Source organism: Exiguobacterium sp. s48, assembly GCF_018617395.1.
Classification (GTDB): Bacteria; Bacillota; Bacilli; order Exiguobacteriales; family Exiguobacteriaceae; genus Exiguobacterium.
Window position 1 is genome coordinate 1,939,920 of the sequence record NZ_JACSKC010000001.1, and the last position, 22,204, is coordinate 1,962,123.

Genomic DNA, 22,204 nt, shown 5'->3' on the forward strand with positions numbered 1-22,204 from the left:
TCAATCTTCTTCGTATTCCTCTAATAAATCATCAACATCGTATTCTTCGAAGTCGTCTTCGTCGATAAAGATATCACGATCGTTCACGACGTGAATCGGGCCATTGGCCACATCGATTCGAATCGTCCACGCCCAAGGAATGCGTAACCGGTTATAGACACCTGTCCAGAACTCCATTGATTCTTGCTCATACTGCTCAAATTCTGTCAGAAGTTCTTTGAACGACACACCTGTTAACTGAAAGTTTGAATCTTGGAGCCGTTGAAGCGCATGATGTTTCGCTTCTAATTCGGCCGCTCGAACCATTTCCTCAGCTGTCGCCATCTCCAGGATTGTCCCGTCTGGTGGGAGAATATCGTATACGTTGAACAATTCGCCTTCTTCTACTTCTACATCATCAAACTCATAGTCATCGTGCCGCATACTACATTCCTCCTTACGCAATTTGAATCCCCTTTATTGTACCACTCTCTACCCAATTCCCCCTAAAGTTTCGTGCATATATTTCATTTCGCGAGGGAAAGAGTGTTAGAGTGAGGACATCCATAGGAAAAGAGGTTAAGCAGATGAATGAATCATTCCAAGCACTCGTGCTCGACCAGCACGAGGATCACCTTCATGCCGAAGTTAAAGAAGTAAAATCCGACGTCCTTCCGAAAGAAGAGGACGGAAATGTGTTAGTGGAAGTTCACTACTCCGCGTTGAATTATAAAGACGCGCTCGGATTAACCACATCGGGCAAAATCGTGAGCCATTATCCATTCATTCCAGGATGCGAATTTGTCGGAACTGTCGTCGAATCTGACCACCTTGACATCAAAGTTGGGGACGAAGTGATCGCCACTGGTTTCGGGATCGGGGAACGGCACTTCGGAGGATTTAGCCAGTATGCACAAGTGCCTGGGAATTGGCTCGTGAAGTTACCAAAAGGAATGAGCATGCGGAATGCCATCGCCATCGGGACACCAGGACTTACAGCCATGTTATCGATTGATGCACTCGAACATGCAGGCGTACGTCCGGGTGAAGAAGTACTCGTCACGGGGGCGACCGGAGGTGTCGGGAGCTTCGCCATTACCTTGCTTCGTCGTCTTGGCTACCATGTCGTCGCCTCGACCGGTAAAACAGATTCACCATACTTACGCTCACTCGGTGTCGAGACGATCATCGATCGGAGCGAATTAGAAGGACCTGTTCGTCCCCTCGCCAAGCAACGCTTCGATGCCGCAATTGATTCGGTCGGTGGGAATACACTCGCCAACATTTTGAGTCAGACACGATACGAAGGCGCTGTCGCCGCATGCGGTCTCGTCGGAGGCGCCGAGTTGCCAACGAGCGTCTATCCGTTCATCTTACGTGGCGTGAAGCTCATCGGAATCGATTCGGTCATGCAACCGATGACGCGCCGTACGAACGCATGGGAACGTCTCGAAGAACTCATCGACACGAAAGTTCTCAATGAAATGATTCATGAGATTCCGCTACACGACGTCCCACGTCACGCCGAAGCAATGATGCGTGGCGAATTGAGTGGTCGCACCGTCGTCCGCCTTCGCTAAGCCCATCAAAAGAGGCTGAATCGCTCACGATTCAGCCTCTTTTCTCTCTATTCTCCATGGTGTGGAATCAGATCGTAAATCCGGCCGGTGCATCTTTTACGACGACGAGCACTTTGCCTTGATCTAACTTTTCTTCGAGGCGCTCTGCCTCCTCTTTTGTGAAGCCGAGCTCCTGAAAATCGGCTCGTAATTCGTCCCCTTTTTTACGGAACACGTTTTTGGCGGCTGTCCCCAAGCCGACGTCACTTGCTGAAACGGTGTTCGCATCGGCATTATCCGCGACACGTTTGCTCCGGTCATCGTCATGTGTGATGACGTAGATATTGGACTCATCAATCCCATTTGTTTTCATCGATTGAACGGCGGTAACGACTTCTTCATCATTTGTAAATTCTTTGTACAAAACTGACATGTCTATTCTCCTCCTTCAATTCTACTACATTACTAGTTATTACCTTCCTAGCTTATTTCCACACATTAAAAAACGATGACAAACGTCATCGTTTTGTTAAACGGCAGGCTCCTGCCCTTTTCGTTTTTTCAATTCTTCCAATAAAATGTTCGATTCATTAAATGGAATCGACTGTCGACCGATTCGTTCGATGTGGTCATGTCCTTTCCCGACGACCACGACACGCTTCCCCGCTAACGCTTGTTTTGCAGCATGGCGGAGCGCATCTTCTCTTGCTTCAAACGTCACATACTTCACATCCGGTTGGATACCTTTTACTAAATCACGAATGATTTGTTTCGGGTCTTCCATGCGGACATCATGTACGGTGACAATCACTTCGTTTGAATAACGGCTTGCGATCCGACCCATGTCTTGACGTTTAGTGGGATCACGGTCTCCTGCCGCACTTAACACGACGACAAGTGCACGGTCGTCTTGTTGCAATGTGGACAAACATTTCTCTAGCCCGTCTGGTGTATGCGCGTAGTCGATATAAATCTCAGCATCCTCTGTAGCTAAACGTTCCAATCGTCCCTTTGGCAAAGTAAGTCCTGGAACATTTGAAACAATGGTCCGTAGCGCCATATCCGAAGTCGACACAAGTCCGATTGCCGCTGCTAAGTTCGCTGCGTTGAATGCCCCCATAAATCGAACAGGCACTTCGAGCTTAAACTCTTTCATATTGACGAGTACCGTCTCTTCACGCCAAATGACTTGAATGTCGGCCTCGATTTCCTCTTTTGTACTATACATAATGGCTTGACGAGTCGGCGCAAACTCAGCCATGACATGACTGGCCGGATCTTCCGCATTTAACACAATCGCCTCACCATTCGTTACTTCCACCTGTTCAAACAGTCGCGCTTTTGCTCGGGCGTACTCATCCATCGAACGATGGTAGTCCAAATGATCATGCGTCAAATTCGTAAACGCGGCCGCATGAAAATGAATTCCCGCCACGCGACCTTCCATTAATGCATGCGATGATACTTCAAGTACGCAATCTGTGACGCCTGCATCGACCATCTCTGCCAAGATACGATGTAAGACGACGGCTTCCGGTGTCGTATTGGCTGTTTCAACCGTTTGATTATGAAAACGCGCGCCAATCGTACTAACGATTCCAGCATGACGTCCTGAAAGACGTAACAAGTCATAAGTTAGTGTCGCTGTCGTGGTTTTCCCGTTCGTTCCCGTCACACCGTATATACGCATCCGATGAGAGGGGTAATCATAAAATACACTCGCAACCGCTCCTGCCGTCTGCTTCGTATCTGCAACAACCACATTTGGTACATCGAGATCGAGTGGATATTCTGAGATGACCGCACTCGCACCGTTAGCGACGGCATCTTCCGCAAACTTATGACCGTCAACCGTATAGCCGCGAATGCAAATAAAGACATTCCCTGAACTGACCTTTCTAGAGTCCGTTTCGACTCCGGTCACCCATGGATCAAAGATGTCATCCATCTCATTTTGTAGAATGGCGGATAAACGTTTCGTTCTCATGCTGTGTACGTCCTTTCTCATGGGTGTCGCTAGGTTCATAAACCTTATCGTCATGTTACTAGATTTAAACGGCAATTGAGATGACAAATATATTACTTCCCGTTTTCAAAGAAAAGCAATCACTTCACAAAAAAACCTAGACGTTTCATTTACGTACTAGGTTCCTCTTCCTTAAATGCTAAGTGATGTTTTATTAGCTCTAGCTCAAGGACGCGAAGGGCACTCGGTCCGATTCCATGCCAGCTCGCAACCTCATGGCGTGTATAGGGACACAATTCATGCAAAGACTCGATTCCTTTGGCGACTAGTGCTCTTTGAGCTGGCGATGCTAGCGTTGGTAAGGCAATCATCCAATCTCCGCCTTCCGTTTTCTAAATCGTTCGTTGATGGGAAGACAGGCAAGAATTTGTTCGATTCGAAACGTTCGTCTCGCTTGTTTATTCAAATCCCATGCTACGACGTACTCTCCTTGCACTTTAATCAATTTGACCCGTCGCTCTGAAAATGTCCCATGTCGATCGACATACACCATTTCCGTGACTCTTCCCGAACGCATCCACCGTAACAATTCTTCTCTCATCCTGTTTTCCCTCCTTTTCTTTATTGTACAGAACATTTGTTCCCGTTTCCATCAATAAGCTGTTCGCTATTTCAAATTTCGATTATGATGAAGGAAATCAAAAACGAGAGAGGGAACACACGATGACTTATGTATTATTACTCATCTTGGCAGCCTTTTTATTTGGAGCCATGATTTTCGCTGCCTTGGCCTTACCAAACCTTCGCAACATTTTATTCAATCGCGGCAGTTTATTCAATCAACAAAGTGAAACGGTCACCTGCCCGAATTGTAAAACGTCATTCAAACGTGCGCCGGGAGATGCGCAGACTTGTCCGAATTGTTATCACACGTTTTGAATCATTGAGAGGCATGCATATTCAAGCATTCATTCCCACATCCTTTTGTTTGAAGAAGAGAAATTAAGTGAAAGAACAGAGAGGACACTTTATTTGAGTAAAGTCTCTTTATTCGTTTCCTGTTGATCTCTTATTTCATAAGAAGGAGTTGCATATGCTTCCTACACTCGATGAACGCTTAGTCGATCAAATTCGTCTTAAAAATCGACAAGCTCTAGAACATTTATACACGCGCTACGAAAATCTACTCTATCGATATGCGCTTCATTTAAATAACCGCCCTGCAACTGCAGAAGCGGCTTTGACTGATTTATTTTGTCGTGTCTGGCAACAACGTCTCAAATTCGAACCTCATACAGAAACCGTTCGTGTAACCCTGATCCGTTCTTTAGAACAAATCATACATCAGATGAACGAAGAAACATCAGCCTCGAGCACTTCTAAAATACCTTCCGCATAAGGTTTTGTTGTCACTTTCGGATGAATCTGTTTCGCCTGATTCGTTGCGTTTTTGACTAAATATCCATTCTGCACATGTGCCAACATAAACACATCATTTCCGCTGTCTCCAAAAGCATATGTATCTTCTCGTGCAAAAGAAGAAGTGGCACATACATATTCAATACTTGAGACCTTCCCGGCATGGATCGGGTAAAAATCGATATCAAACGCATCCGCCGGGTCACCTGCATTCGGATTACATTGGCTGATGTTGACGGCAATCCCTTCTTCATCGGCTAGTAGTCGAAGCGTCTCTTTCCATGATTCACCCCGGTCACGGGCGTAGTAACTACGAATCCAGGGACTCGAGCCATTCCCGGGTTGCTCTTCTAATTCAATTTTTATCTTGATAGACCGTGCACAAATTCGTTCTACACGAGATACAAAATCACTCGGGAATGACGCTTGATAGGGTTCTTCTACAAAAAACGTCCCATTCCCATCAATGCGATACAGTTCCGTCCCGAGACTTGAAGCAATGCGGTGTGGCCAAAAGCGAAGGTTTGCTCGGTCAACTTTTTCACGCAACGATTTGAGGGTGCTACCTGTCACCCACATCGTTGACAATTGATGCGAATATCGTTCCAAAAAGTCTTCAAGCCGACGAACGGATGCCAATTGATCTGATGTACATGCATGAGGAAAGTAGGTTTCATCAAAATCAAAGCAGATGAGGATGCGTCCTTCATTCGTAAATCGCTTCATGATCTCGTCTCCTTACCGTTTTCTCTTTCTCCTATAGTACAATGAAACAAAGGAGGCATCTTATGATTCAACGAATCTCTCAAGTCTATTGCCAAATGAGTAGCTTGATTACAGGATTTTTCATTGTATTCGCTTTTCTTTTTGGCATTCGCACACACTTCTTTTGGGCGACGATGACCGCTCCCTTCATCGCAATCGGATTGATGCTGATGACGGCGATTGGGTTAAGTGTCATCACCTATATCTTTTCAGAGAAATTAAGACTATTCATTTATGCGAAGCTCCCCAACCCATCCGCGACGTGTTCAATAAATCGTCACACAAAATAGTCATCCATTTTTCAGTTTTATACGTTAGATCAATACAAGGGACATCCCTTCTGCGCAAAGGAGTATGTTATGACTGACTTAGAGTTATATGAGCGTGTCAGGCAAAAGGACAAAGAGGCGCTCGAAATATTGTATGATCGGTATGAACGAATTTTATACGCGTTTGTCTTACAGCTGACAAAGGATCGTGATTTGGCTGAAGAGGCTATGCAAGAAGTGTTCATCAAACTATGGCGCGGTGGTGGAGTCTATGATGAGTCAAAAGGAAAGTTTCGTTCCTGGCTCTTCACGATGAGTCGTCACGTGGCAATCGATTTAATCCGGAAGCGTAAACCCGATTTACAGTTAGATGAATCCTATGCCGAGGCCATCCCTTCCGAGTCACCTTCTGTCGAAACAGAAGTAGAATGGCAAGAAGAACGTGCTCAAATCGAAACGGCCATGGCGACATTACCGGCCGAGCAACAACAGGTTGTCCGACTTATGTATTTCCAAGGATTGAGCCAGCAAAAAATTGCTGATGCATGCGGCATCCCGCTCGGAACGGTAAAAGGAAGGATTCGACTGGCGCTGAGGCAGCTGAGGAAACAGTTATCCCATGAATTCATCGGAAAGGAGGTAGAACAATGAACGCATGCGACCAATTGATTGACTACTTCAATCAACATTTAACGGAAGAAGAACGAATGAAGTTTGAACAACATCTGGCAACATGTAAAGACTGTCAAGAAGAGCTCGAACAACTTGAAGCGCTCGTCGGTGGCGTCGCGTTCTTGTCTACTCCGACTGAACCACCCCGAGGCATGAAAGCCCGTGTCCTCGATCGTGTATTCGAAGAAGAAGACAATGAACCCGTCACAACGACCGTATCATCTGAATCCTTGCCACCCGTGACACCGTTCAAACAGAAAAAGGAACGGAACGTACCGGTTTGGGGAATGGTTGCCCTAGCAGCGGCACTCCTTCTCTCCTTGATCGGGAATGGATATTTGCTCACCGATCAGCCTGATGCCCCTGGCATCGCGTTAACCGAAACAATCCCACTCGACGGCGAATCGGAAGGAACCGCTTATCTTGCAGAGCAGGACGGGACGACACAACTGATTGTCCAAACGAACGGCCTAGCCTCACTCGATGCCAATGAGGTATATCAAGTATGGCTCTTAAAAGATGGTGCCCCTATTCCGACCGGTGCTTTCGTCACCGATGATAAAGGGAATGGGACGGTCATCTATACGCTCGATTCGGATGAAGTCGACGTCGACTGGGATACCGTCGCTGTCACGAAAGAACCGAATCGTGGCAACGAGACGCCACAAGGTGAGATCGTCTTAAGTGCAAGTTTATAATTCCTGAACCGGACACATGTGTTGTCCGGTTTTTTTGTTATGATGGACTAAAGGAGTGAATGGAATGCAAAAACCTAAAATCGGGATCGTCGGACTCGGAAACATCGCTCAAAAAGCGTATTTACCCATCCTTTCGATTCATCCTCGAATCGATGTAGTCGGTGCCTTTTCACCGAACACATCTAAGCGAGACACGATTTGTCAAACATACCGAATGGCCTCATTCGACACATTGAATGATCTCGCCTCATCTATCGATGCAGCGTTCGTACATAGTTCAACTGAAACCCATTATGACATCGTATCGTATCTACTAGAACACGGGGTCGATGTTTACGTTGATAAACCCCTCGCCGCAACGGTAGAAGAAGCAGCGCAACTCGTTGAACAAGCTGAAAGACTTGGTCGAAAGCTGATGGTCGGGTTCAACCGACGCTTTGCACCGATGTATATGCGTCTACAACATGAGTCCCCTACCCACATGATTGATGTGGTGAAGCATCGAGAGAACGATGTCGGTCCAAAGGATGCAACCTTCACCTTACTCGATGATTACTTACATGTCGTTGATACGTTACGTTTTCTCGCTGGTACCGAGCTCACACTCGTCTCAGGTCAAATCGAGGTCAATGACAAACACGAGCTTCGATTTGCCCGCCACGTGTGGCAAGACGAGCACGGAATGCACACGACATCGATGCATCGCATGGCCGGAGTGAATCACGAGCACGTCTCGATCGTTCGTGACGGAGAACGGTTGTCCGTCGACGAGATGATCACGCTACATCGTTTCAAAGAAGGTCGGCATGAAGTCGAAACGTTCGGTTCATGGGACACGACACTCGTGCAACGAGGATTCCAGGGCGCGATTGACCATTTCATTTCCGCACTCATCGAGGATACAGCGATTTTAACGGACGGTCGTACCGCACTTGAGACACAACGACTGGTCACGAACTTAATCAACTAAAGGAGGGATACACATGGATTTCTTTTTCTACATCATGGTCATGGTGATTGTCGTTTCATCGGTCGGCGCCAATACAATCATTAAAACGAGAGAAGCGCGTGTCGAAGAACGTCGCTTGAAGATTGAAGAAGAAAAACTCGCGATTCAACGACTTGAACTCGAAATGAGACGCGAACAAGACAAGCTTGATCATCATGGATTTTAATAAAAACGGTCGCCCTCTAACATAAGGGTGACCGCTTTGTCGTCAAAGATTTCGTTCTGAAATGGGCAGTTGTTGTCGCCGTTCTGCGAGCGTCGACCACGTCACAGCCGTCATGATACAACCGGCACCGATAAAGAAGTTCAGATGGAGCGTCTCGTTCAAAACGAGCCAACCGAGCGTCCCGCCAACCAAGGGTTGAAAGAAGAAAAAGAGTGACCCGACACTCGCATCCATCAATTCAAGCCCTTTGTTCCAAAAGAAGAACGCCCCTGCCGTTGATATAATCCCGATATAGAGGATGCTGAGCCAAAGAACGCCATTTAAATCTGGCCAACCCGACTGCATGACCTCTATACTCATCAAAGGGGTCATCAACAACCAGGCAACTCCAATCGCAAACGTCGTCAGTGTCAACGTCGATAAGGTCTGTGTTCCGATTTTGACGTAAATGGACATGAGCGCCCACGTCACGGCGGCTAATACGAGTATAAAACTGCCTAAGCGATACGTCCCTTCCCCTTCCCAACCGACGACGATGAGAACACCGACCGTTGCCAACCCAAGCGCTCCAATCTTGACAGGAGTCAGTCGTTCTTTTAATAATATTCGGGCAAATAAGACCATGAACGCCGGTGTCGCTGCGGTCACAAGGGAGCCGGTATGTGCATCCGATAGCTTCGTTCCGATAAATTGAAACGAAATCGAAGCGACGTATCCAATGACGCCGACGAGTCCGATCCACTTCCAATCCGCCCGTCGAATCGATTCCCGTCCAAACCGAAACCAAACGACGAAAAGGACCATAAATGCAACAGTGTATCGTAACCAGACGAACGTGAACGGTTCAATATATGCGAGCGCATATTTACTGACCACATACATCCCTCCCCATATACTCGCCGCAAGGGTCAAACTGAGTGCTCCTAGCCATTCTTTCCTCATTTCTTCGCCTCCTCGATGGCGACTATATACGACGTCTTTGCTTCCATTTCCTTTATTTTCATTGTCAGTCGTAAGAAAAACGCTTACAATCAAGATATAGATTGAATGAAAGGAGGGAGAAAGGTGAAATTTGTCGGACGTACGCATTGGACAACTGAACATTTGTACATTTTGCGTGCGATTTTTCACGATGTCGCTTAATCAAGGGACCCGTCTGTCCTTTTTTAGACATTGCTGAATATACGACAAAGCGCCTCTCTCTTTCTAAACCGAGCGCTTCTTTGCGCTCGGTTTTTTTGATAGGCCCTAACCTTAGGAGGAACCTATTATGTTGATCGATCTTCAACACATTCAAAAACAATACGGCGGGCACGCCGTTCTCACAGATGCCAATTTATTCATGAACGAAAACGAACGAGTCGGGCTCGTCGGCCGAAACGGAAGCGGCAAAACGACGCTGTTACGCATGATTGTCGGCTCTGAAGAGCATGATGCCGGCACGATTTATCGTCGGCAACGACTCTCCATTGGCTATTTGGTGCAGCTTCCCGACTACCCCGGACGCAGTGGCCGTGACGTCCTGTACACTGCTTTTGAGGAAGTGATTCGCTTAAGCGAAAACATGGCTCGTCTCGAGCAAGAGATGGCGACGACTGAACAGCTCGAACGCCTTCTCGAATCATACGGTGCCACCCAAGCACAATTTGAACATGCGGGTGGATATGTCTACGAGTCAAAAATCAGCGCAATGATTGATGGACTCAAATTGACCTCATTCGTGGACCAACCGTTCGATACGCTAAGCGGTGGCGAGCGTACAAAAATCGGACTCGCCTTAGCACTCCTTCAAGAACCAGAGCTACTCATTTTGGACGAACCGACGAACCATCTAGATTTAGAAGCAATGACGTGGCTCGAATCCTATTTACAGGATTACGATTCAGCTCTCCTCATCGTTTCTCATGACCGGGTCTTCTTAGATGCAGTCGCCACGCGAATTGTCGAGTGCGAGGATGGAGAATTGACGAGTTATCCTGGGAATTATACGGACTTCGTTGCCCAAAAAGAAAAACAGTTACTCGACCAGTTTCACGCTTACACGGAGCAACAGAAGAAAATCAAAAAAATGAAAGAAACGATTCGGCAGTTGCGGCAATGGGCCAACGAGGGCAATCCGCCGAATGAAAAGTTCTATCGTCGCGCCAAATCGATGGAAAAGGCGCTCGAACGAATTGAACGAATCAAACGACCACAACTCGAGGCCGAGCAACCGAATATCCAGTTCACGACGAACGGGCGAACCGGGCGCGATGTCTTCGAAGTGAGTGACGTGACACTTATCTATGACCGTCCCCTATTTAAAGACGTGCACTTCTACACAGGGCACGGGGAACGCGTCGCCATCGTCGGACCGAACGGGAGTGGAAAGTCTTCGCTTTTAAAGATGTTACTCGGTGAAGTCATCCCTCAATCCGGAACCGTCCGAAAAGCCGATCAAGCCAAAATTGGATATCTGTCGCAACATATCACGTTCGACGAATCTCATCGCTTAATCGAGGCGTTTCGAGACCGGATCGCAGTCGATGAAGGCAAAGCGAGACATCTTCTCGCTCAATTTCTGTTTTACGGCGCGAGTGTGTTTAAGCCGGTCTCAAATTTGAGCGGCGGGGAGAAGATGCGACTCATGCTTGCCATCCTCGTCCACGAAGAAATCAATGTCCTCGTCCTAGACGAGCCGACGAACCACCTCGATATCGAATCGAGAGAGGCACTTGAAGAGGCGCTCGAACGTTTCCCTGGAACGGTCGTTACCGTTTCCCATGACCGCTACTTCTTAAATAAGCTGTTTCCCATCACGTATTGGCTCGACGGAACGATGACACGTTTCGAAGGTAACGTCGCCTATGCCCTCGACAAACGTGGACAGGAATCGAAACAGGAATCGAAAACGGAACACACCAAGCCATCAAAATCGCTGAAGCAGACGAAACCCGCTCCATCTACGGTTGATGAGGAAACTCACCTGACCCAATTAGAAGCAGAACATCAGGAACTGCTCCAACGAATGAATGAATTGGATGACCTTGATGAATTGATGGCGCTACAACGACAAGTCGATGCACTGCAAATTGAAATCGATGACGTGATGACACGTTTACTCGAATCTTTATAACCTAATATAGAGAAGCGGCACCCAATCAAGGGCGCCGCTTCTTTTGCTCGAATCGAATCTGTATGAAATAGCCGATGACCGCGATAGCCATCAACCCAATTGGGAGTATGCGGTAAAGACCTTCCATCGTTCCCGTTGTCAAAAGAATCACTCCACTAAGAAACGTCCCAAACCAATATAGCTTTGGCATATGATCCCTCCATCGGTTGCATTCACTCAATAGGATACCACAAGAAAAGCGCCCTCACTCGGCGCTTTTCTTGATTCTCTAGTTCCCGGACTTTCATCCAACCAAGCCCTTGCTCGATTGACCGTCCCATCCATGATTTGGTTCGACTAGAGCTGTCCAAGCCAACGTGACGCATCATTCCAATCCGCTCATCGTCCATTGGTTCACCAATTGTTTTTCATTCGAAAACATGAAATCGAATAGGTGACTCATAGACATTTTGATTGAATGGGCACGAGAGGACTCGGCACCTGTGATGTCCACTTCTGACGCGGATCATGTGGAATTCCGTATACAAACAGTCTGTCTGGTATGCTTGCTCCGATGGCAAGCAGAGGCCGACGTATCATCGTTTGGAATACACGATTCACGTTCATATGGACTTTGCCCATCCCTTTCATCCATAAGCGACAGGTGACGAAAGTGCCTCCCCGTTCCCCGACTCATTTTAGAAAGTGAATGGTTACATATATACAATATCCGTTTTAAGTGAGATTCAATCCTCGTTCACGATTTCTCCATAATCCTAATTATACATAGTGCGTCAGCGCATAAGCGACTCCGTCCTCTTCCACATCTTTTGTAATATGCGTGCTCAAATCTTTTAGCGGGTCCACAGCATTCCCCATCGCAACCCTTGTTTCTGCCACTTCGAACATCGACACATCATTCAAATTATCTCCGATGGCGACGACATCATGCATCGGAATCTGATAATGCTCCGCTAGCTGTTTCAAGGCTGCCCCTTTACTCGCATGGGGATGTCCGATTTCAATTTTCGTCCACCCTGCTGTCGTGATTAAAATATCGTTCCGTGGTTCATAGATTTTACGCAACCGGTGTAGCTTTCGGCGATCGAACGAGTAGACAAACACCTTGTACACTTCATCTCGTGCAAAGTCGATATCTGCCATCGAGTCCATGTACGTCAGCCCAAACTGTTCATTTTGAATTTCAATCTCACGTTCCGCCCACTCGCGAGTGAACGATTGATCATGCGGCAACACCTCATCGAGTTCCTGTTTTAATAAATCACTCCCCGAACGGAGCACTTTTACTCCCACGTTCGTATAAAATTCGACGTACGCATCATCTGCTTTCGCGATTTCCCATAGCTCGTCTACAACCGTTTGATCCATCGCATGATAGTAAATTCGCTCGTTCTCATAAAACCCGATTGCTCCGTTACCTGACAAAATCGGACAGACGAGGTCACTCCGCTTCAATAGCTCCTCGATATCATGAATCGAACGTCCTGAACAAATCGTGACGATATCACCCTGTTCTTTCCGACGACGAATCGCCTCCTGGTTTGCCTTTGTAATCACGCCTGTGCGCGATAACAGCGTCCCGTCTAAATCAATCGCAATCAATTTCATATCGATTCCTCCTCTTTGATTCTTTTCCCAAATCCAGTACTCACAATACAGCAAAATAAGTACTGATGTGTATGCTAGTGCCCTCTCCCTCGTTGTTTGTTGACTTCCTCATGACCGATTGCTACGATTTTGACAACGTATAAGCTTTAAAGGGGGAATATGGGGATGAACGATTTCACACGTGCTTACGCACAACAACTAGACAAACAAGACCCGCTCGCATCGTATCGGGAAGAATTTTATTTACCGGAAGACGGGATTTATATGGATGGAAATTCACTCGGTCTCTTATCGAAACGAGCCGAGCGCACACTCCTTGAATCGCTTGCGGACTGGAAAGAGCTCGGGATCGACGGTTGGATGTCCGGTCGCCATCCTTGGTTCAACTTGTCTGAAGAATTGGCCACTCTGAACGCGCCGCTCATCGGTGGAAAGGCGGAAGAGGTGATGGTCACCGGTTCAACGACGGTGAACTTGCATCAACTCGTCGCATCGTTCTTCAAACCGGAAGGCAAACGCACGAAGATTTTGGCAGACGCCCTCACGTTCCCGTCTGACATTTACGCTTTAAAGAGCCAGCTCGAATTGCGTGGACTCGACCCTTCTGAGCACCTCGTTCAAGTCGACAGTCCGGATGGGCGCTTCTTGGTAGAAGACGACTTGATTGCCGCAATGACCGATGAGATCGCCATTATCGTATTGCCGACCGTCCTCTATCGGAGCGGTCAGATTTTAGACATGCCTCGTCTGACAAAAGCGGCGCACGAGCGTGGGATTTTGATTGGCTTCGATGCCTGTCACTCCGTCGGTGCCATCCCTCACGACTTCCATGAGTGGGGTGTCGATTTCGCATACTGGTGCAACTATAAACATTTAAACGGGGGTCCGGGAACGGTCGGTGGCTTATTCGTACATGAACGTCACTTCGGCACGGCACCAGGACTGGCCGGATGGTTCGGTTCGCGCAAAGATAAGCAGTTCGATATGGATCATACGATGACACCTGCCGAACATGCCGGCGCATTCCAAATCGGAACGCCACACGTTATGAGTCTTGCACCTCAGCTTGGCGCGCTTGAGATGTTCAACGAGGTCGGGATGGAAGCGATTCGCCAAAAATCACTCGCGCTCACGACGTATATGATGGACTTGATCGAAGAGATGCTCGCACCACACGGATTCTTCATCGGTAGCCCGACGGACACACGACAGCGTGGCGCTCATTTGAGCCTCGAGCATCCGGAGGCGGCACGTATCTGTAAGGCATTGAAGAAACATCACATCATCCCAGATTTTCGGGCACCGAACATCATCCGTCTCGCACCGGTCGCATTGTATAACACGTTTACCGACGTATATGACGTGATCGTGACGTTGAAGAAAATCATGGACGACAAAGAGTACGAGGCGTTCGAGAACGTCCGCGAAGTGGTCGCATAAGGGGGAACTGTCATGAGTGAACGCACGGAACATAAAGTAGAAAAATCGATTCAAACGGACTTTTCAAAAGACATGTCGTACGGGGACTATCTCCAGCTCGACCCGATTTTATCGAGTCAGCATCGCCTTTCCGACCATCACGATGAGATGCTGTTCATCATCATCCACCAGACGAGCGAGTTGTGGATGAAGCTCATCTTGCATGAATTGACAGCAGCCACGACGGCCATCACGAACGGGGAGCTCGAGCGTTCGTTCAAGATGCTCGCCCGCGTCTCGAAGATTCAGCAGCAACTCATCCAGTCATGGGGCGTCCTCGCGACGTTGACACCGGCCGAGTATTTAGAGTTCCGAGACCAACTCGGCTCGTCCTCTGGTTTTCAGTCTTACCAAAACCGACAGATCGAATTCGCACTCGGCTTCAAAAACGCACGGACGCTCAGTGTTTACGCACACGATAAAAAATTGTATCCATTGCTCGAAGGCTCGCTACAGGCTCCTAGCATTTATGATGTGACGGTCCGCGAAATGCATCGTCGGGGTCTATCGATTGATGCGAGCGTGCTCGAACGTGATGTCACCCAGGATTGGGAATGGAATGAAAGTGTCGAGAAAGCATGGGTCGAAGTCTATCGAGACGTCGATACGTATTGGGACTTATATGAGCTCGGTGAAAAGCTACTCGATATCGGGAGTCAGCAACAGATGTGGCGCTTTAACCACATGAGTACCGTGGAACGCATCATCGGACAGAAGATGGGGACAGGTGGCTCGTCTGGCGTGAACTACTTGCGTCGCGTGCTCGATCATCGCTTCTTCCCAGAGCTTTGGACGGTCCGGACATCACTATAAGAGGAGCTGAACGAAATGACTTGGATTGATGTATCACAGCCACTTCATGCCGATGTTACGACATGGCCGGGAGATACAACATTTTCATATGAAATCGCGTGGCCGATGGCAGAGAGTGGTTCCGTCAATGTCGGGAAGATGACATTGAGTTTACATCTCGGGACCCACATCGATGCACCGTTCCACTTTGACGACCACGGGAAGCGCGTGATTGACCTCGATCCGTCCGTATATATCGGTCCGGCCCGTGTCATTCATCTACCGCATAAGGCAAAGATTGAAGCATCTGATTTGGATGGTCACGATTTGACCGGGGTCGAACGCCTCATCTTAAAAACGGATGGTTGGCCCGATAAGCGCGTCTTTCCCGAGACAATCCCTGAACTGACACCCTCTCTTGCCGATCGTCTCGGAGAACTCGGAATCTTCTTGATCGGACTCGACTTACCGTCCGTTGATGCGATTGACAGTAAAGAGATGGATGCTCATCACGCCTTAGCACGAAATGGTGTCCATATCCTAGAAGGACTCGTTCTAGACGACATCTTACCGGGAGATTATGACTTGAATGCCGTCCCGCTCCCAATCGTCGAAGGCGATGGAAGCCCTGTTCGTGCACTGCTTCGCCCCATGTCGTAAAGAGATAGCCGGAATCGGCTGTCTCTTTTTTGATTAGACAGGGATAGTCCGAAGTTTGGCGAAATAGATGACATACGTGATGAAAGGAGGCAGATCGGGTTTGCAACGCATCTTATTCACTCTACGAAACGGTCTGCATACGTACCGTTACGACCTCATCGCCTTGACGATTATGCTGTCATGCATCCTTGTCTATGCGTACCCGCTGTTTTCATCGGGAATGGTCGTCTTTAGTGATATCGCATTCGGTCTATCGTCCGACCGTTATATCGAAGAAATTTTTGGTGCCTGGAATGAACGATGGAGTACGACGACGTTATTGAACGTACCTCGACTCGTCTTCATCGCACCACTTTATGGACTGAGTCTACTGTTCGGCGCGTCCGGACCACTTCTCATCAAATCATTTATTTTGACGTTGCTCATCGTTTCGGCACTCAGCATGTACGCGCTCGTCAAACGACTTCATTCGATTTACATTACGAAACATTTTCAGTTGATGACACTCATGACGTTCACGCTTGCCGGGCTCTTTTACGCGTTGAACCCGTGGATCATCACACGTATCCAGCATATTTATCTGTTATGCGGTTATTCTCTATTCCCGTTCGCGCTCTTACTCTTCTTTAACTTGTTCGACCCGAAATTCCGACGTCAGTTGGATCCTGACTTCTCGTTCAGCAAACGACTCTCACCGCGAATTTGGATTGATGCGGTCGGGCTATCCGTCACATTCATGTTCATGTCGGCTGGCATTCATTACTTTTTCTTCTCGGCGATTTATATGGGGGTCATGCTCGGTCTGATTGTTGTCAAAACGCTTTGGACCGAGCGCAAAACCCTTCCGTTCCGCTCGTTCTTCTTTTATTATGTCCGACTGATCACAGCGGTCGGGTTCGTGTTCATCTTATTCAACGGCTACTGGTTCTTCATGTATGTCGGTTCGATTCTGTTCGGAGCCCAGGCGTCCCAACACAATATTAACGTCACAGAGACGTTGATGCTGTTCAGTCGAAATTCTTCAATCGAAAACGTATTATACACCATCAGTTATTGGTGGCCGATGTTCGACTTGCATACACTTCCGCTGACGTTTTGGGTGGCCGGGGGAATCTTGCTCTTCTTTATCGGAATCGGTCTTCTCGGAAGCTACAAACGACCGATTCACCTGTTCTTCGGCTTACTCGGCATCGGTTTGATCATTTTTGCGACCGGGACGTATGAATGGGTCGCGACGGCATTCGTCGCGCTCGTCACGTACACACCGTTGATCGGTCCGATGTTCCGCGACCCGAATAAGCTCGTCGGTCTATTGATTGTCAGTTACAGCTTGCTGCTTTCTCTCGGTATCGGGATTGTTGATGCCAGACAATCTAAAGCGATACCACGTCCGCTCTATCGCGGTATCCTTTTCATCAGTAGTTTTGTCGCATTGACCCTCTTTGTTAATCCGTATCGTACCGTATATATGGAAGGATTCTATAAACCAGTCGACGTACCTGAAGAGTACGCGACCATCCAACAAGAAATTGAAGGAAAATGGCTTCAGTTCCCGATTGCAGATGAGATGACTCAACCGATCACCGGGGTTGCAACGCCGAGATGGAATCAAAATCCCGCACTCGGGGAGACGGTGAAACCAACTGGTGATTTTCATGTATACAGTTCACTAGAAAACACAGTATTCCACCATGAAGGGTCGACTCCCGCCATTCGCTATCTCTTTTCGCTCCTTCAGTACCTGCTCGATACAGGACGATCGAACGAGGCGAGTAACTTGATCAAAGTGTTCGGCGTCAATCAGTTTGCGTATCGAGATGAATATTTAGGCATGGAAGAGCGACAGCAATTTAACTTGGAGATGCTCGCATCACAACGCGACTTACTCCGGACGAAGCAAGTGGGACTGTTTACCTTGTTCGATGTCGTTGCCCCACTCACCGACCGAACCGTCCCACAGCTCATCGTGACCCCTTACGGCATCGATCGCTCCATCACCTATGGGACACTTCCTGGATATGAACAAGGAAAACAATCGATTTTATTCACGACACAGCGCCATAGTGACGATTTCAACTGGGTGCGTCCAGGTGACGCGATCGAGATGATTGAGCAAAATGATATGCTCCTCAGTCAGGTACCCGACACGTATTACTGGAAGCCGTTTGAGGCAATCGATTCCGCCAACCCGTTCCTCACGTGGGGCAAGACCTTATTTGCGAACAGTGATTGGCGGTGGTATCAACAGACACAGGGTGTGAAAGACCCTGCATTCGACCTCGATTTTGGAGATGGCGTTGGTCTCTCCTTCGCCTCGGCCCGAATCGATGCCCCGCCTTATGAAATCGATGACTTATCGACGAAACAAGTCGCATCGTTCAACTCGATGCTCGAAGATGAAACGTTCTTCAAAGCCGATAACCCGGACATCGTCGAACTGTCACCTAACCCATTGTCCTCGACGAACGATTTGCCACTCCTTCAAGCCGAGGTCGCCAAAGGAGATCCAAACTATATTTGGCAAGTTGCGAAGTCTGGACTGTTGCCGGCACTCCCGAATAACGCGTATCGGTTCGATATTGTCGCATCAGGTCGAGGGGTCGACCGCCTGCACGTCAAAGTTCGTTTCTTTGATGCATCCGGAGAAGAAATCGACCAGACCTACGTCGTCGCTCCGAGAGATTCCGGAAATTTAGACGGGATTCACCTTCGCGGGGAATACGTGACGCCACGGGCTGCCGAGACGATGCGCATTGACTTATTGAGTTATCAAAAACCAGAGCGTAAGACGTACTGGTGGATTCACGACGTACAAATCAAAAGTTTCGAATCACATATGGTACCGAATACCTTTTCAATCACGAAAGAGACTCCGCCAGGTCGCTACATCGGATTCGCTCGCGTCTTGATGAATCAGAGTGGCGGACAGCTAGACGTAACGATCAACGACGACAAACAAATCGTCGAAACAACACGACAAACAGGCGCACGACTCGAATGGGTGCCGCTCGGAATACACGATGTCGACACGAATGAAACGACCATCACGGTCGAGAATACGGTCGGGTTTAACGCCATTCAAAACATCGTCTTTTTACCAGAGGAAGAATGGAAGACGTTACAGCAGTCACTTCAAAACGTATTAAAACCAACGAACACGTTCATGGTTCTCGAAGGTGAACAAGATTTCGACTACACCGGGACAATCCAGTCTGAGCGCAATTACCCGTCTCTCAGTTTCGGGAAAGGCGTGTCACTCACTTCCGGTACGTTGTCTCGTACAATCGATGTCGCAGAGCGTGGGGCGTACCGTTTCCATATCAACCTGACACCACCTGTGTCGACAGATGGAACGATTCGCTTACGCCTCCTGCAAAACGAGAAAGTCGTTCAAGAAGAGACAATCGAGGTCACTGCGATGGAGCGACTGCCTGATGTGAAAACGGCTGTCGGGTCGCAGACGGTCACATATGATTCCTTGCGTCGTGACTTCCCCTACCAACTTCAGTCACTCGAAGATGTGCATCCGACCTTGAAGCGATGGACACCGAGTACGTTTGAGATGGAGCCAGGATCATACACGCTCGAGTTGACCGTAGACAGTAACGTGCCGTCACGAATCGAGCTAACGGATTTACGGAAATTCGACCCGAACGAAATCGTCGTGACCGAACCCCTCGCGACACCGGAAGCCGCCGCGACGTGCGCGACTTGTGTATCGATTACAGACGATATGTTCGAGTCCACGGTCGAGGATGACACGTTTGTCGCATCATACGAGCCGACATGTTCTTGTGACTGGTACATCTTCGCATCGGAACAAATCGAGGCACTTCCTGACCGCGAATACTTGGTCGCTTTTGACGCGCGGAGTGAACAGATTCGAAATCGGCACGTGAAAATGTACTATCTCGACGAAGAACGCCGTGTGATCGGGACCGACTTCATCAGCGAAGTGGAAGAATATCGTAAATCGACATGGAATCACTACGAACAGATTCTGATTCCACCAGAAGGCACCGCTTCGATGCAACTTCACATTTGGGCACGCGGCAATGTTGAAGAGGTAGGGCGACTGGAGATGAAAAACTTGAACGTCGTCCGCTACGACCATCTGTTATTGACAGACCAAGTGACGGTAGAGGAAGTAACGGATCGTCCGCTTCTTTCAACAAAAGAAGCAGAGACACTCGATGTGACACGAAGCATCATGAAGCGAACCGTTTCTCACGAATCGTCACTCGGTCGCTTCACATTAAACGATTCTCCGTCTCCATTGTTCGAGCTTTCGACCGATGAAGGAGCACAACGTGGGGAAGTCGCGTTGAACGGTGTGACACAGTTTTATATGTCGTCTGAACGTGATGTACAGGTGAATGCTGTCTTGCGTCTCGTCTACTTCGCAGGGATGATTCTCTTATTACTCGCCACACCTGTCTCGTTCTTCTTTTATCGGAACGCGCGGCAAGAAGAGCCGCTCCTTCGCCGAATCCGACAACGATTCAAGAGAGGATGACTTACAATGATTCGAATCTTAATGTTGACGGTTTTGATGAGTTGGACGGTGATTCTTAGTGCATGTTCGCATGTTGATGAAAAAAGTGTCATTGAAGACCGACAAGACAATACCTTATGGATTGCGCCATCTAATCAAGACCCTGAGGAACAATATGCGCTACAGGAAGTGACACTTACTTCGTCGACGGTTGTTGACGGGAAAAGCAATCACCTCGATACACTGCACGTCGGAGATGTCATCACGATTGAATATACTGAGACAGACTCTTCAATTGCTGAATCAATCACCCACGAATAAGGTCAAACAAAAATCCCATGTCCGAAGGCGTGGGATTTTGTGCGTGATGCGGCTTTATCGTCTTGCCCGACTGACAGCTCGCTGCCGCTTCAGGAGAAGTGCCATCGTTTTGAGAAAAGCAATGGAATCTTTTACGAGATCGACGTGCGATCCCTCCCGTTCGATACAGGTCACCGGCTGTTGATAGACGCGAAGTCGCTCTTTTTTGGCGGCATACATCATCTCCAAATCGATGGCAAACCCGCTCGTCGCGCTCAAATACGGAAGTAAGCGTGGAATCGCTCGACGATTGATGATTTTGAGGCCCGTCTGAGAATCTGACACGCCTTCTGGTAGGAACGGTTTTGTGATCGTTCGTTTTGCGAAACTGACAAACTTTCGAACGAAGCTTCGGTCTTCAATCGTCAAATCTTTCGTCCCGATGACGATATCATAATAATCATTTTCCGCGATACTCAGTAGTTGGGCGATATCGTCGACTTTAAAGGAATTGTCCGCATCGACGAACACATAATATTCGCTAGAGATATGCGTCATCCCTTCGATAAAGAGACCCGCTTTTTTTGTGTTCTGCTTCAACTCATACATCTTCAAGTAATCGATTTTGAACAACGTATCCGTCGCATTCATAACGATGTCTCGATACTCCTGTAACAGATGCTTTGATTGATCGGATGAGGCGTCATCGACAAAATAGATAGAGCTGTGTAAATAGTTTCGTTCAATCATTTTGGTAAGGGCTGTCAAAAAAGCATGAATGTGTGAAAACCGTTTCTCTTCATTAAAAATTGGTAATATAAAGGCTACAGTCCCTTTTTTTACAGCGTATTCAGGATGAATAATATTTTGAATTTCAGCTAATAATTCATCTGCATATTCTTCTCTATAATAAAATATTCTAAATATCCCATTCCCTAACAATTGATTGAAGGGGAAATTTCCTTTATGTCGAATAACGTCATCAACCCAAAGAATCGAAGATTGAGGGTTGTACGTGCGAAGCGCAGCTGCCACGTTTAATCCCGTTTCATAGTCTGCATAATCAATCACATATACTTTAATTTGATCTTTCATGGCACGAATGTCTGGTGAAATTGTCTGGTCAGACGATTCATTTGAGGCAGAAATCACAAGTTCGTAGTGCGGAATACAAGAAGCATACGGAATGTTTCGTTGTTGGTCTGTAAAGATAACCACTTTTCCTTTATCCATCACATTGCCCTCCTTTAAGA

At 47.8% G+C, this 22,204-nt stretch carries 24 protein-coding genes; 13 read left to right on the forward strand and 11 right to left on the reverse strand.

Going from position 1 to position 22,204, the window contains the following annotated elements:
* Nucleotides 1-423, reverse strand: coding sequence for a hypothetical protein (locus tag KNO66_RS09795; RefSeq protein WP_012727530.1), 423 nt, complete (start codon nt 421-423; stop codon nt 1-3).
* A gap of 143 nt (nt 424-566) precedes the next feature.
* On the opposite strand from KNO66_RS09795, the gene KNO66_RS09800 reads away from it, so the two are divergent.
* Entirely contained in the window at nt 567-1,559 is a 993-nt protein-coding gene (locus KNO66_RS09800; RefSeq protein ID WP_214742237.1) for an MDR family oxidoreductase, read from the forward strand.
* Between the two features lie 67 nt (nt 1,560-1,626).
* Here KNO66_RS09800 and KNO66_RS09805 read toward each other — a convergent pair whose 3' ends face one another.
* The 4 genes from KNO66_RS09805 to KNO66_RS09820 form a co-directional block, all read right to left on the reverse strand.
* Nucleotides 1,627-1,971: a YflT domain-containing protein gene (locus KNO66_RS09805; RefSeq protein ID WP_078147786.1), complete on the reverse strand. Its 345-nt coding sequence runs from the start codon at nt 1,969-1,971 to the stop codon at nt 1,627-1,629.
* Nucleotides 1,972-2,067: 96 nt separating this feature from the next.
* Entirely contained in the window at nt 2,068-3,525 is a 1,458-nt protein-coding gene (locus tag KNO66_RS09810; RefSeq protein ID WP_214742238.1) for a UDP-N-acetylmuramoyl-L-alanyl-D-glutamate--2,6-diaminopimelate ligase, read from the reverse strand.
* 149 nt (nt 3,526-3,674) lie between these two features.
* Nucleotides 3,675-3,875, reverse strand: coding sequence for a helix-hairpin-helix domain-containing protein (locus KNO66_RS09815; protein WP_214742239.1), 201 nt, complete (start codon nt 3,873-3,875; stop codon nt 3,675-3,677).
* The gene (locus tag KNO66_RS09820; protein ID WP_214742240.1) at nt 3,872-4,105 is read right to left on the reverse strand and encodes a WYL domain-containing protein; all 234 of its coding nucleotides are present in this window, start codon (nt 4,103-4,105) and stop codon (nt 3,872-3,874) included. Before KNO66_RS09820 ends, KNO66_RS09815 begins: the two co-directional genes overlap by 4 nt.
* Nucleotides 4,106-4,227: 122 nt before the next feature.
* On the opposite strand from KNO66_RS09820, the gene KNO66_RS09825 reads away from it, so the two are divergent.
* Together KNO66_RS09825 and KNO66_RS15010 are read left to right on the forward strand one after the other, a co-directional pair.
* The gene (locus tag KNO66_RS09825; protein ID WP_214742241.1) at nt 4,228-4,443 is read left to right on the forward strand and encodes a zinc ribbon domain-containing protein; all 216 of its coding nucleotides are present in this window, start codon (nt 4,228-4,230) and stop codon (nt 4,441-4,443) included.
* Nucleotides 4,444-4,597: 154 nt separating this feature from the next.
* On the forward strand, nt 4,598-4,903 hold the full coding sequence (locus tag KNO66_RS15010) for an RNA polymerase sigma factor (RefSeq protein ID WP_214742242.1): 306 nt from the start codon (nt 4,598-4,600) through the stop codon (nt 4,901-4,903).
* Here the strand turns inward: KNO66_RS15010 and KNO66_RS09835 are convergent.
* Together KNO66_RS09835 and KNO66_RS09840 are read right to left on the reverse strand one after the other, a co-directional pair.
* Nucleotides 4,849-5,649 (reverse strand): HAD family hydrolase, encoded by an 801-nt coding sequence (locus KNO66_RS09835; protein WP_214742243.1) that lies wholly within the window; start codon nt 5,647-5,649, stop codon nt 4,849-4,851. The genes KNO66_RS15010 and KNO66_RS09835 overlap by 55 nt on opposite strands.
* Before the next feature lie 85 nt (nt 5,650-5,734).
* Nucleotides 5,735-5,887 (reverse strand): hypothetical protein, encoded by a 153-nt coding sequence (locus KNO66_RS09840; RefSeq protein WP_214742244.1) that lies wholly within the window; start codon nt 5,885-5,887, stop codon nt 5,735-5,737.
* Nucleotides 5,888-6,047: 160 nt separating this feature from the next.
* On the opposite strand from KNO66_RS09840, the gene KNO66_RS09845 reads away from it, so the two are divergent.
* From KNO66_RS09845 to KNO66_RS09860, 4 genes are all read left to right on the forward strand, one after another.
* Nucleotides 6,048-6,608, forward strand: a complete 561-nt coding sequence (locus KNO66_RS09845; RefSeq protein WP_214742245.1) for an RNA polymerase sigma factor — start codon at nt 6,048-6,050, stop codon at nt 6,606-6,608.
* Nucleotides 6,605-7,327 (forward strand): anti-sigma factor, encoded by a 723-nt coding sequence (locus tag KNO66_RS09850; RefSeq protein ID WP_214742246.1) that lies wholly within the window; start codon nt 6,605-6,607, stop codon nt 7,325-7,327. Before KNO66_RS09845 ends, KNO66_RS09850 begins: the two co-directional genes overlap by 4 nt.
* Before the next feature lie 64 nt (nt 7,328-7,391).
* Nucleotides 7,392-8,297: a Gfo/Idh/MocA family protein gene (locus KNO66_RS09855; RefSeq protein WP_214742247.1), complete on the forward strand. Its 906-nt coding sequence runs from the start codon at nt 7,392-7,394 to the stop codon at nt 8,295-8,297.
* A gap of 13 nt (nt 8,298-8,310) precedes the next feature.
* A complete protein-coding gene (locus KNO66_RS09860; protein WP_214742248.1) occupies nt 8,311-8,502 on the forward strand; it encodes a hypothetical protein in 192 nt (63 codons plus the stop codon).
* Between the two features lie 42 nt (nt 8,503-8,544).
* Here KNO66_RS09860 and KNO66_RS09865 read toward each other — a convergent pair whose 3' ends face one another.
* Complete coding sequence (locus KNO66_RS09865; protein ID WP_214742249.1) at nt 8,545-9,444, reverse strand: DMT family transporter; 900 nt, start codon at nt 9,442-9,444, stop codon at nt 8,545-8,547.
* Between the two features lie 328 nt (nt 9,445-9,772).
* Between KNO66_RS09865 and abc-f the strand changes: the two genes are divergently transcribed.
* Nucleotides 9,773-11,617: a ribosomal protection-like ABC-F family protein gene (abc-f, locus tag KNO66_RS09870; protein ID WP_214742250.1), complete on the forward strand. Its 1,845-nt coding sequence runs from the start codon at nt 9,773-9,775 to the stop codon at nt 11,615-11,617.
* A gap of 25 nt (nt 11,618-11,642) precedes the next feature.
* Here abc-f and KNO66_RS09875 read toward each other — a convergent pair whose 3' ends face one another.
* Nucleotides 11,643-11,807 carry a hypothetical protein gene (locus tag KNO66_RS09875; RefSeq protein ID WP_167365511.1) on the reverse strand — a complete coding sequence of 55 codons (165 nt, stop codon included), beginning with the start codon at nt 11,805-11,807 and terminating at the stop codon, nt 11,643-11,645.
* 569 nt (nt 11,808-12,376) lie between these two features.
* The gene (locus KNO66_RS09880) at nt 12,377-13,225 is read right to left on the reverse strand and encodes a Cof-type HAD-IIB family hydrolase (protein ID WP_214742251.1); all 849 of its coding nucleotides are present in this window, start codon (nt 13,223-13,225) and stop codon (nt 12,377-12,379) included.
* A gap of 159 nt (nt 13,226-13,384) precedes the next feature.
* On the opposite strand from KNO66_RS09880, the gene kynU reads away from it, so the two are divergent.
* The 5 genes from kynU (at nt 13,385) to KNO66_RS09905 (ending at nt 20,972) form a co-directional block, all read left to right on the forward strand.
* Nucleotides 13,385-14,665 carry a kynureninase gene (gene kynU, locus KNO66_RS09885; RefSeq protein ID WP_214742252.1) on the forward strand — a complete coding sequence of 427 codons (1,281 nt, stop codon included), beginning with the start codon at nt 13,385-13,387 and terminating at the stop codon, nt 14,663-14,665.
* A 12-nt stretch (nt 14,666-14,677) separates the two neighbouring features.
* On the forward strand, nt 14,678-15,517 hold the full coding sequence (gene kynA / locus KNO66_RS09890) for a tryptophan 2,3-dioxygenase (protein WP_196431377.1): 840 nt from the start codon (nt 14,678-14,680) through the stop codon (nt 15,515-15,517).
* A 15-nt stretch (nt 15,518-15,532) separates the two neighbouring features.
* Nucleotides 15,533-16,156, forward strand: coding sequence for an arylformamidase (kynB, locus tag KNO66_RS09895; protein ID WP_214742253.1), 624 nt, complete (start codon nt 15,533-15,535; stop codon nt 16,154-16,156).
* Nucleotides 16,157-16,256: 100 nt separating this feature from the next.
* Nucleotides 16,257-20,672 (forward strand): glycosyltransferase family protein, encoded by a 4,416-nt coding sequence (locus KNO66_RS09900; protein WP_214742254.1) that lies wholly within the window; start codon nt 16,257-16,259, stop codon nt 20,670-20,672.
* A 6-nt stretch (nt 20,673-20,678) separates the two neighbouring features.
* Nucleotides 20,679-20,972, forward strand: a complete 294-nt coding sequence (locus KNO66_RS09905) for a hypothetical protein (RefSeq protein WP_214742255.1) — start codon at nt 20,679-20,681, stop codon at nt 20,970-20,972.
* Between the two features lie 54 nt (nt 20,973-21,026).
* On the opposite strand, the gene KNO66_RS09910 is transcribed toward KNO66_RS09905, so the two are convergent.
* Nucleotides 21,027-22,184 carry a glycosyltransferase gene (locus tag KNO66_RS09910; RefSeq protein WP_214742256.1) on the reverse strand — a complete coding sequence of 386 codons (1,158 nt, stop codon included), beginning with the start codon at nt 22,182-22,184 and terminating at the stop codon, nt 21,027-21,029.
* Nucleotides 22,185-22,204: the final 20 nt, after the last annotated feature.

Excerpts from the sequence above, each read along its gene's own strand:
- KNO66_RS09795 (WP_012727530.1), bottom strand. The coding sequence starts at position 423 with ATGCGGCACGATGACTATGAGTTTGATGATGTAGAAGTAGAAGAAGGC.
- KNO66_RS09800 (WP_214742237.1), top strand. The coding sequence starts at position 567 with ATGAATGAATCATTCCAAGCACTCGTGCTCGACCAGCACGAGGATCAC.
- KNO66_RS09805 (WP_078147786.1), bottom strand. The coding sequence starts at position 1,971 with ATGTCAGTTTTGTACAAAGAATTTACAAATGATGAAGAAGTCGTTACC.
- KNO66_RS09810 (WP_214742238.1), bottom strand. The coding sequence starts at position 3,525 with ATGAGAACGAAACGTTTATCCGCCATTCTACAAAATGAGATGGATGAC.
- KNO66_RS09815 (WP_214742239.1), bottom strand. The coding sequence starts at position 3,875 with ATGATTGCCTTACCAACGCTAGCATCGCCAGCTCAAAGAGCACTAGTC.
- KNO66_RS09820 (WP_214742240.1), bottom strand. The coding sequence starts at position 4,105 with ATGAGAGAAGAATTGTTACGGTGGATGCGTTCGGGAAGAGTCACGGAA.
- KNO66_RS09825 (WP_214742241.1), top strand. The coding sequence starts at position 4,228 with ATGACTTATGTATTATTACTCATCTTGGCAGCCTTTTTATTTGGAGCC.
- KNO66_RS15010 (WP_214742242.1), top strand. The coding sequence starts at position 4,598 with ATGCTTCCTACACTCGATGAACGCTTAGTCGATCAAATTCGTCTTAAA.
- KNO66_RS09835 (WP_214742243.1), bottom strand. The coding sequence starts at position 5,649 with ATGAAGCGATTTACGAATGAAGGACGCATCCTCATCTGCTTTGATTTT.
- KNO66_RS09845 (WP_214742245.1), top strand. The coding sequence starts at position 6,048 with ATGACTGACTTAGAGTTATATGAGCGTGTCAGGCAAAAGGACAAAGAG.
- KNO66_RS09850 (WP_214742246.1), top strand. The coding sequence starts at position 6,605 with ATGAACGCATGCGACCAATTGATTGACTACTTCAATCAACATTTAACG.
- KNO66_RS09855 (WP_214742247.1), top strand. The coding sequence starts at position 7,392 with ATGCAAAAACCTAAAATCGGGATCGTCGGACTCGGAAACATCGCTCAA.
- KNO66_RS09860 (WP_214742248.1), top strand. The coding sequence starts at position 8,311 with ATGGATTTCTTTTTCTACATCATGGTCATGGTGATTGTCGTTTCATCG.
- KNO66_RS09865 (WP_214742249.1), bottom strand. The coding sequence starts at position 9,444 with ATGAGGAAAGAATGGCTAGGAGCACTCAGTTTGACCCTTGCGGCGAGT.
- abc-f (WP_214742250.1), top strand. The coding sequence starts at position 9,773 with ATGTTGATCGATCTTCAACACATTCAAAAACAATACGGCGGGCACGCC.
- KNO66_RS09875 (WP_167365511.1), bottom strand. The coding sequence starts at position 11,807 with ATGCCAAAGCTATATTGGTTTGGGACGTTTCTTAGTGGAGTGATTCTT.
- KNO66_RS09880 (WP_214742251.1), bottom strand. The coding sequence starts at position 13,225 with ATGAAATTGATTGCGATTGATTTAGACGGGACGCTGTTATCGCGCACA.
- kynU (WP_214742252.1), top strand. The coding sequence starts at position 13,385 with ATGGGGATGAACGATTTCACACGTGCTTACGCACAACAACTAGACAAA.
- kynA (WP_196431377.1), top strand. The coding sequence starts at position 14,678 with ATGAGTGAACGCACGGAACATAAAGTAGAAAAATCGATTCAAACGGAC.
- kynB (WP_214742253.1), top strand. The coding sequence starts at position 15,533 with ATGACTTGGATTGATGTATCACAGCCACTTCATGCCGATGTTACGACA.
- KNO66_RS09905 (WP_214742255.1), top strand. The coding sequence starts at position 20,679 with ATGATTCGAATCTTAATGTTGACGGTTTTGATGAGTTGGACGGTGATT.
- KNO66_RS09910 (WP_214742256.1), bottom strand. The coding sequence starts at position 22,184 with ATGGATAAAGGAAAAGTGGTTATCTTTACAGACCAACAACGAAACATT.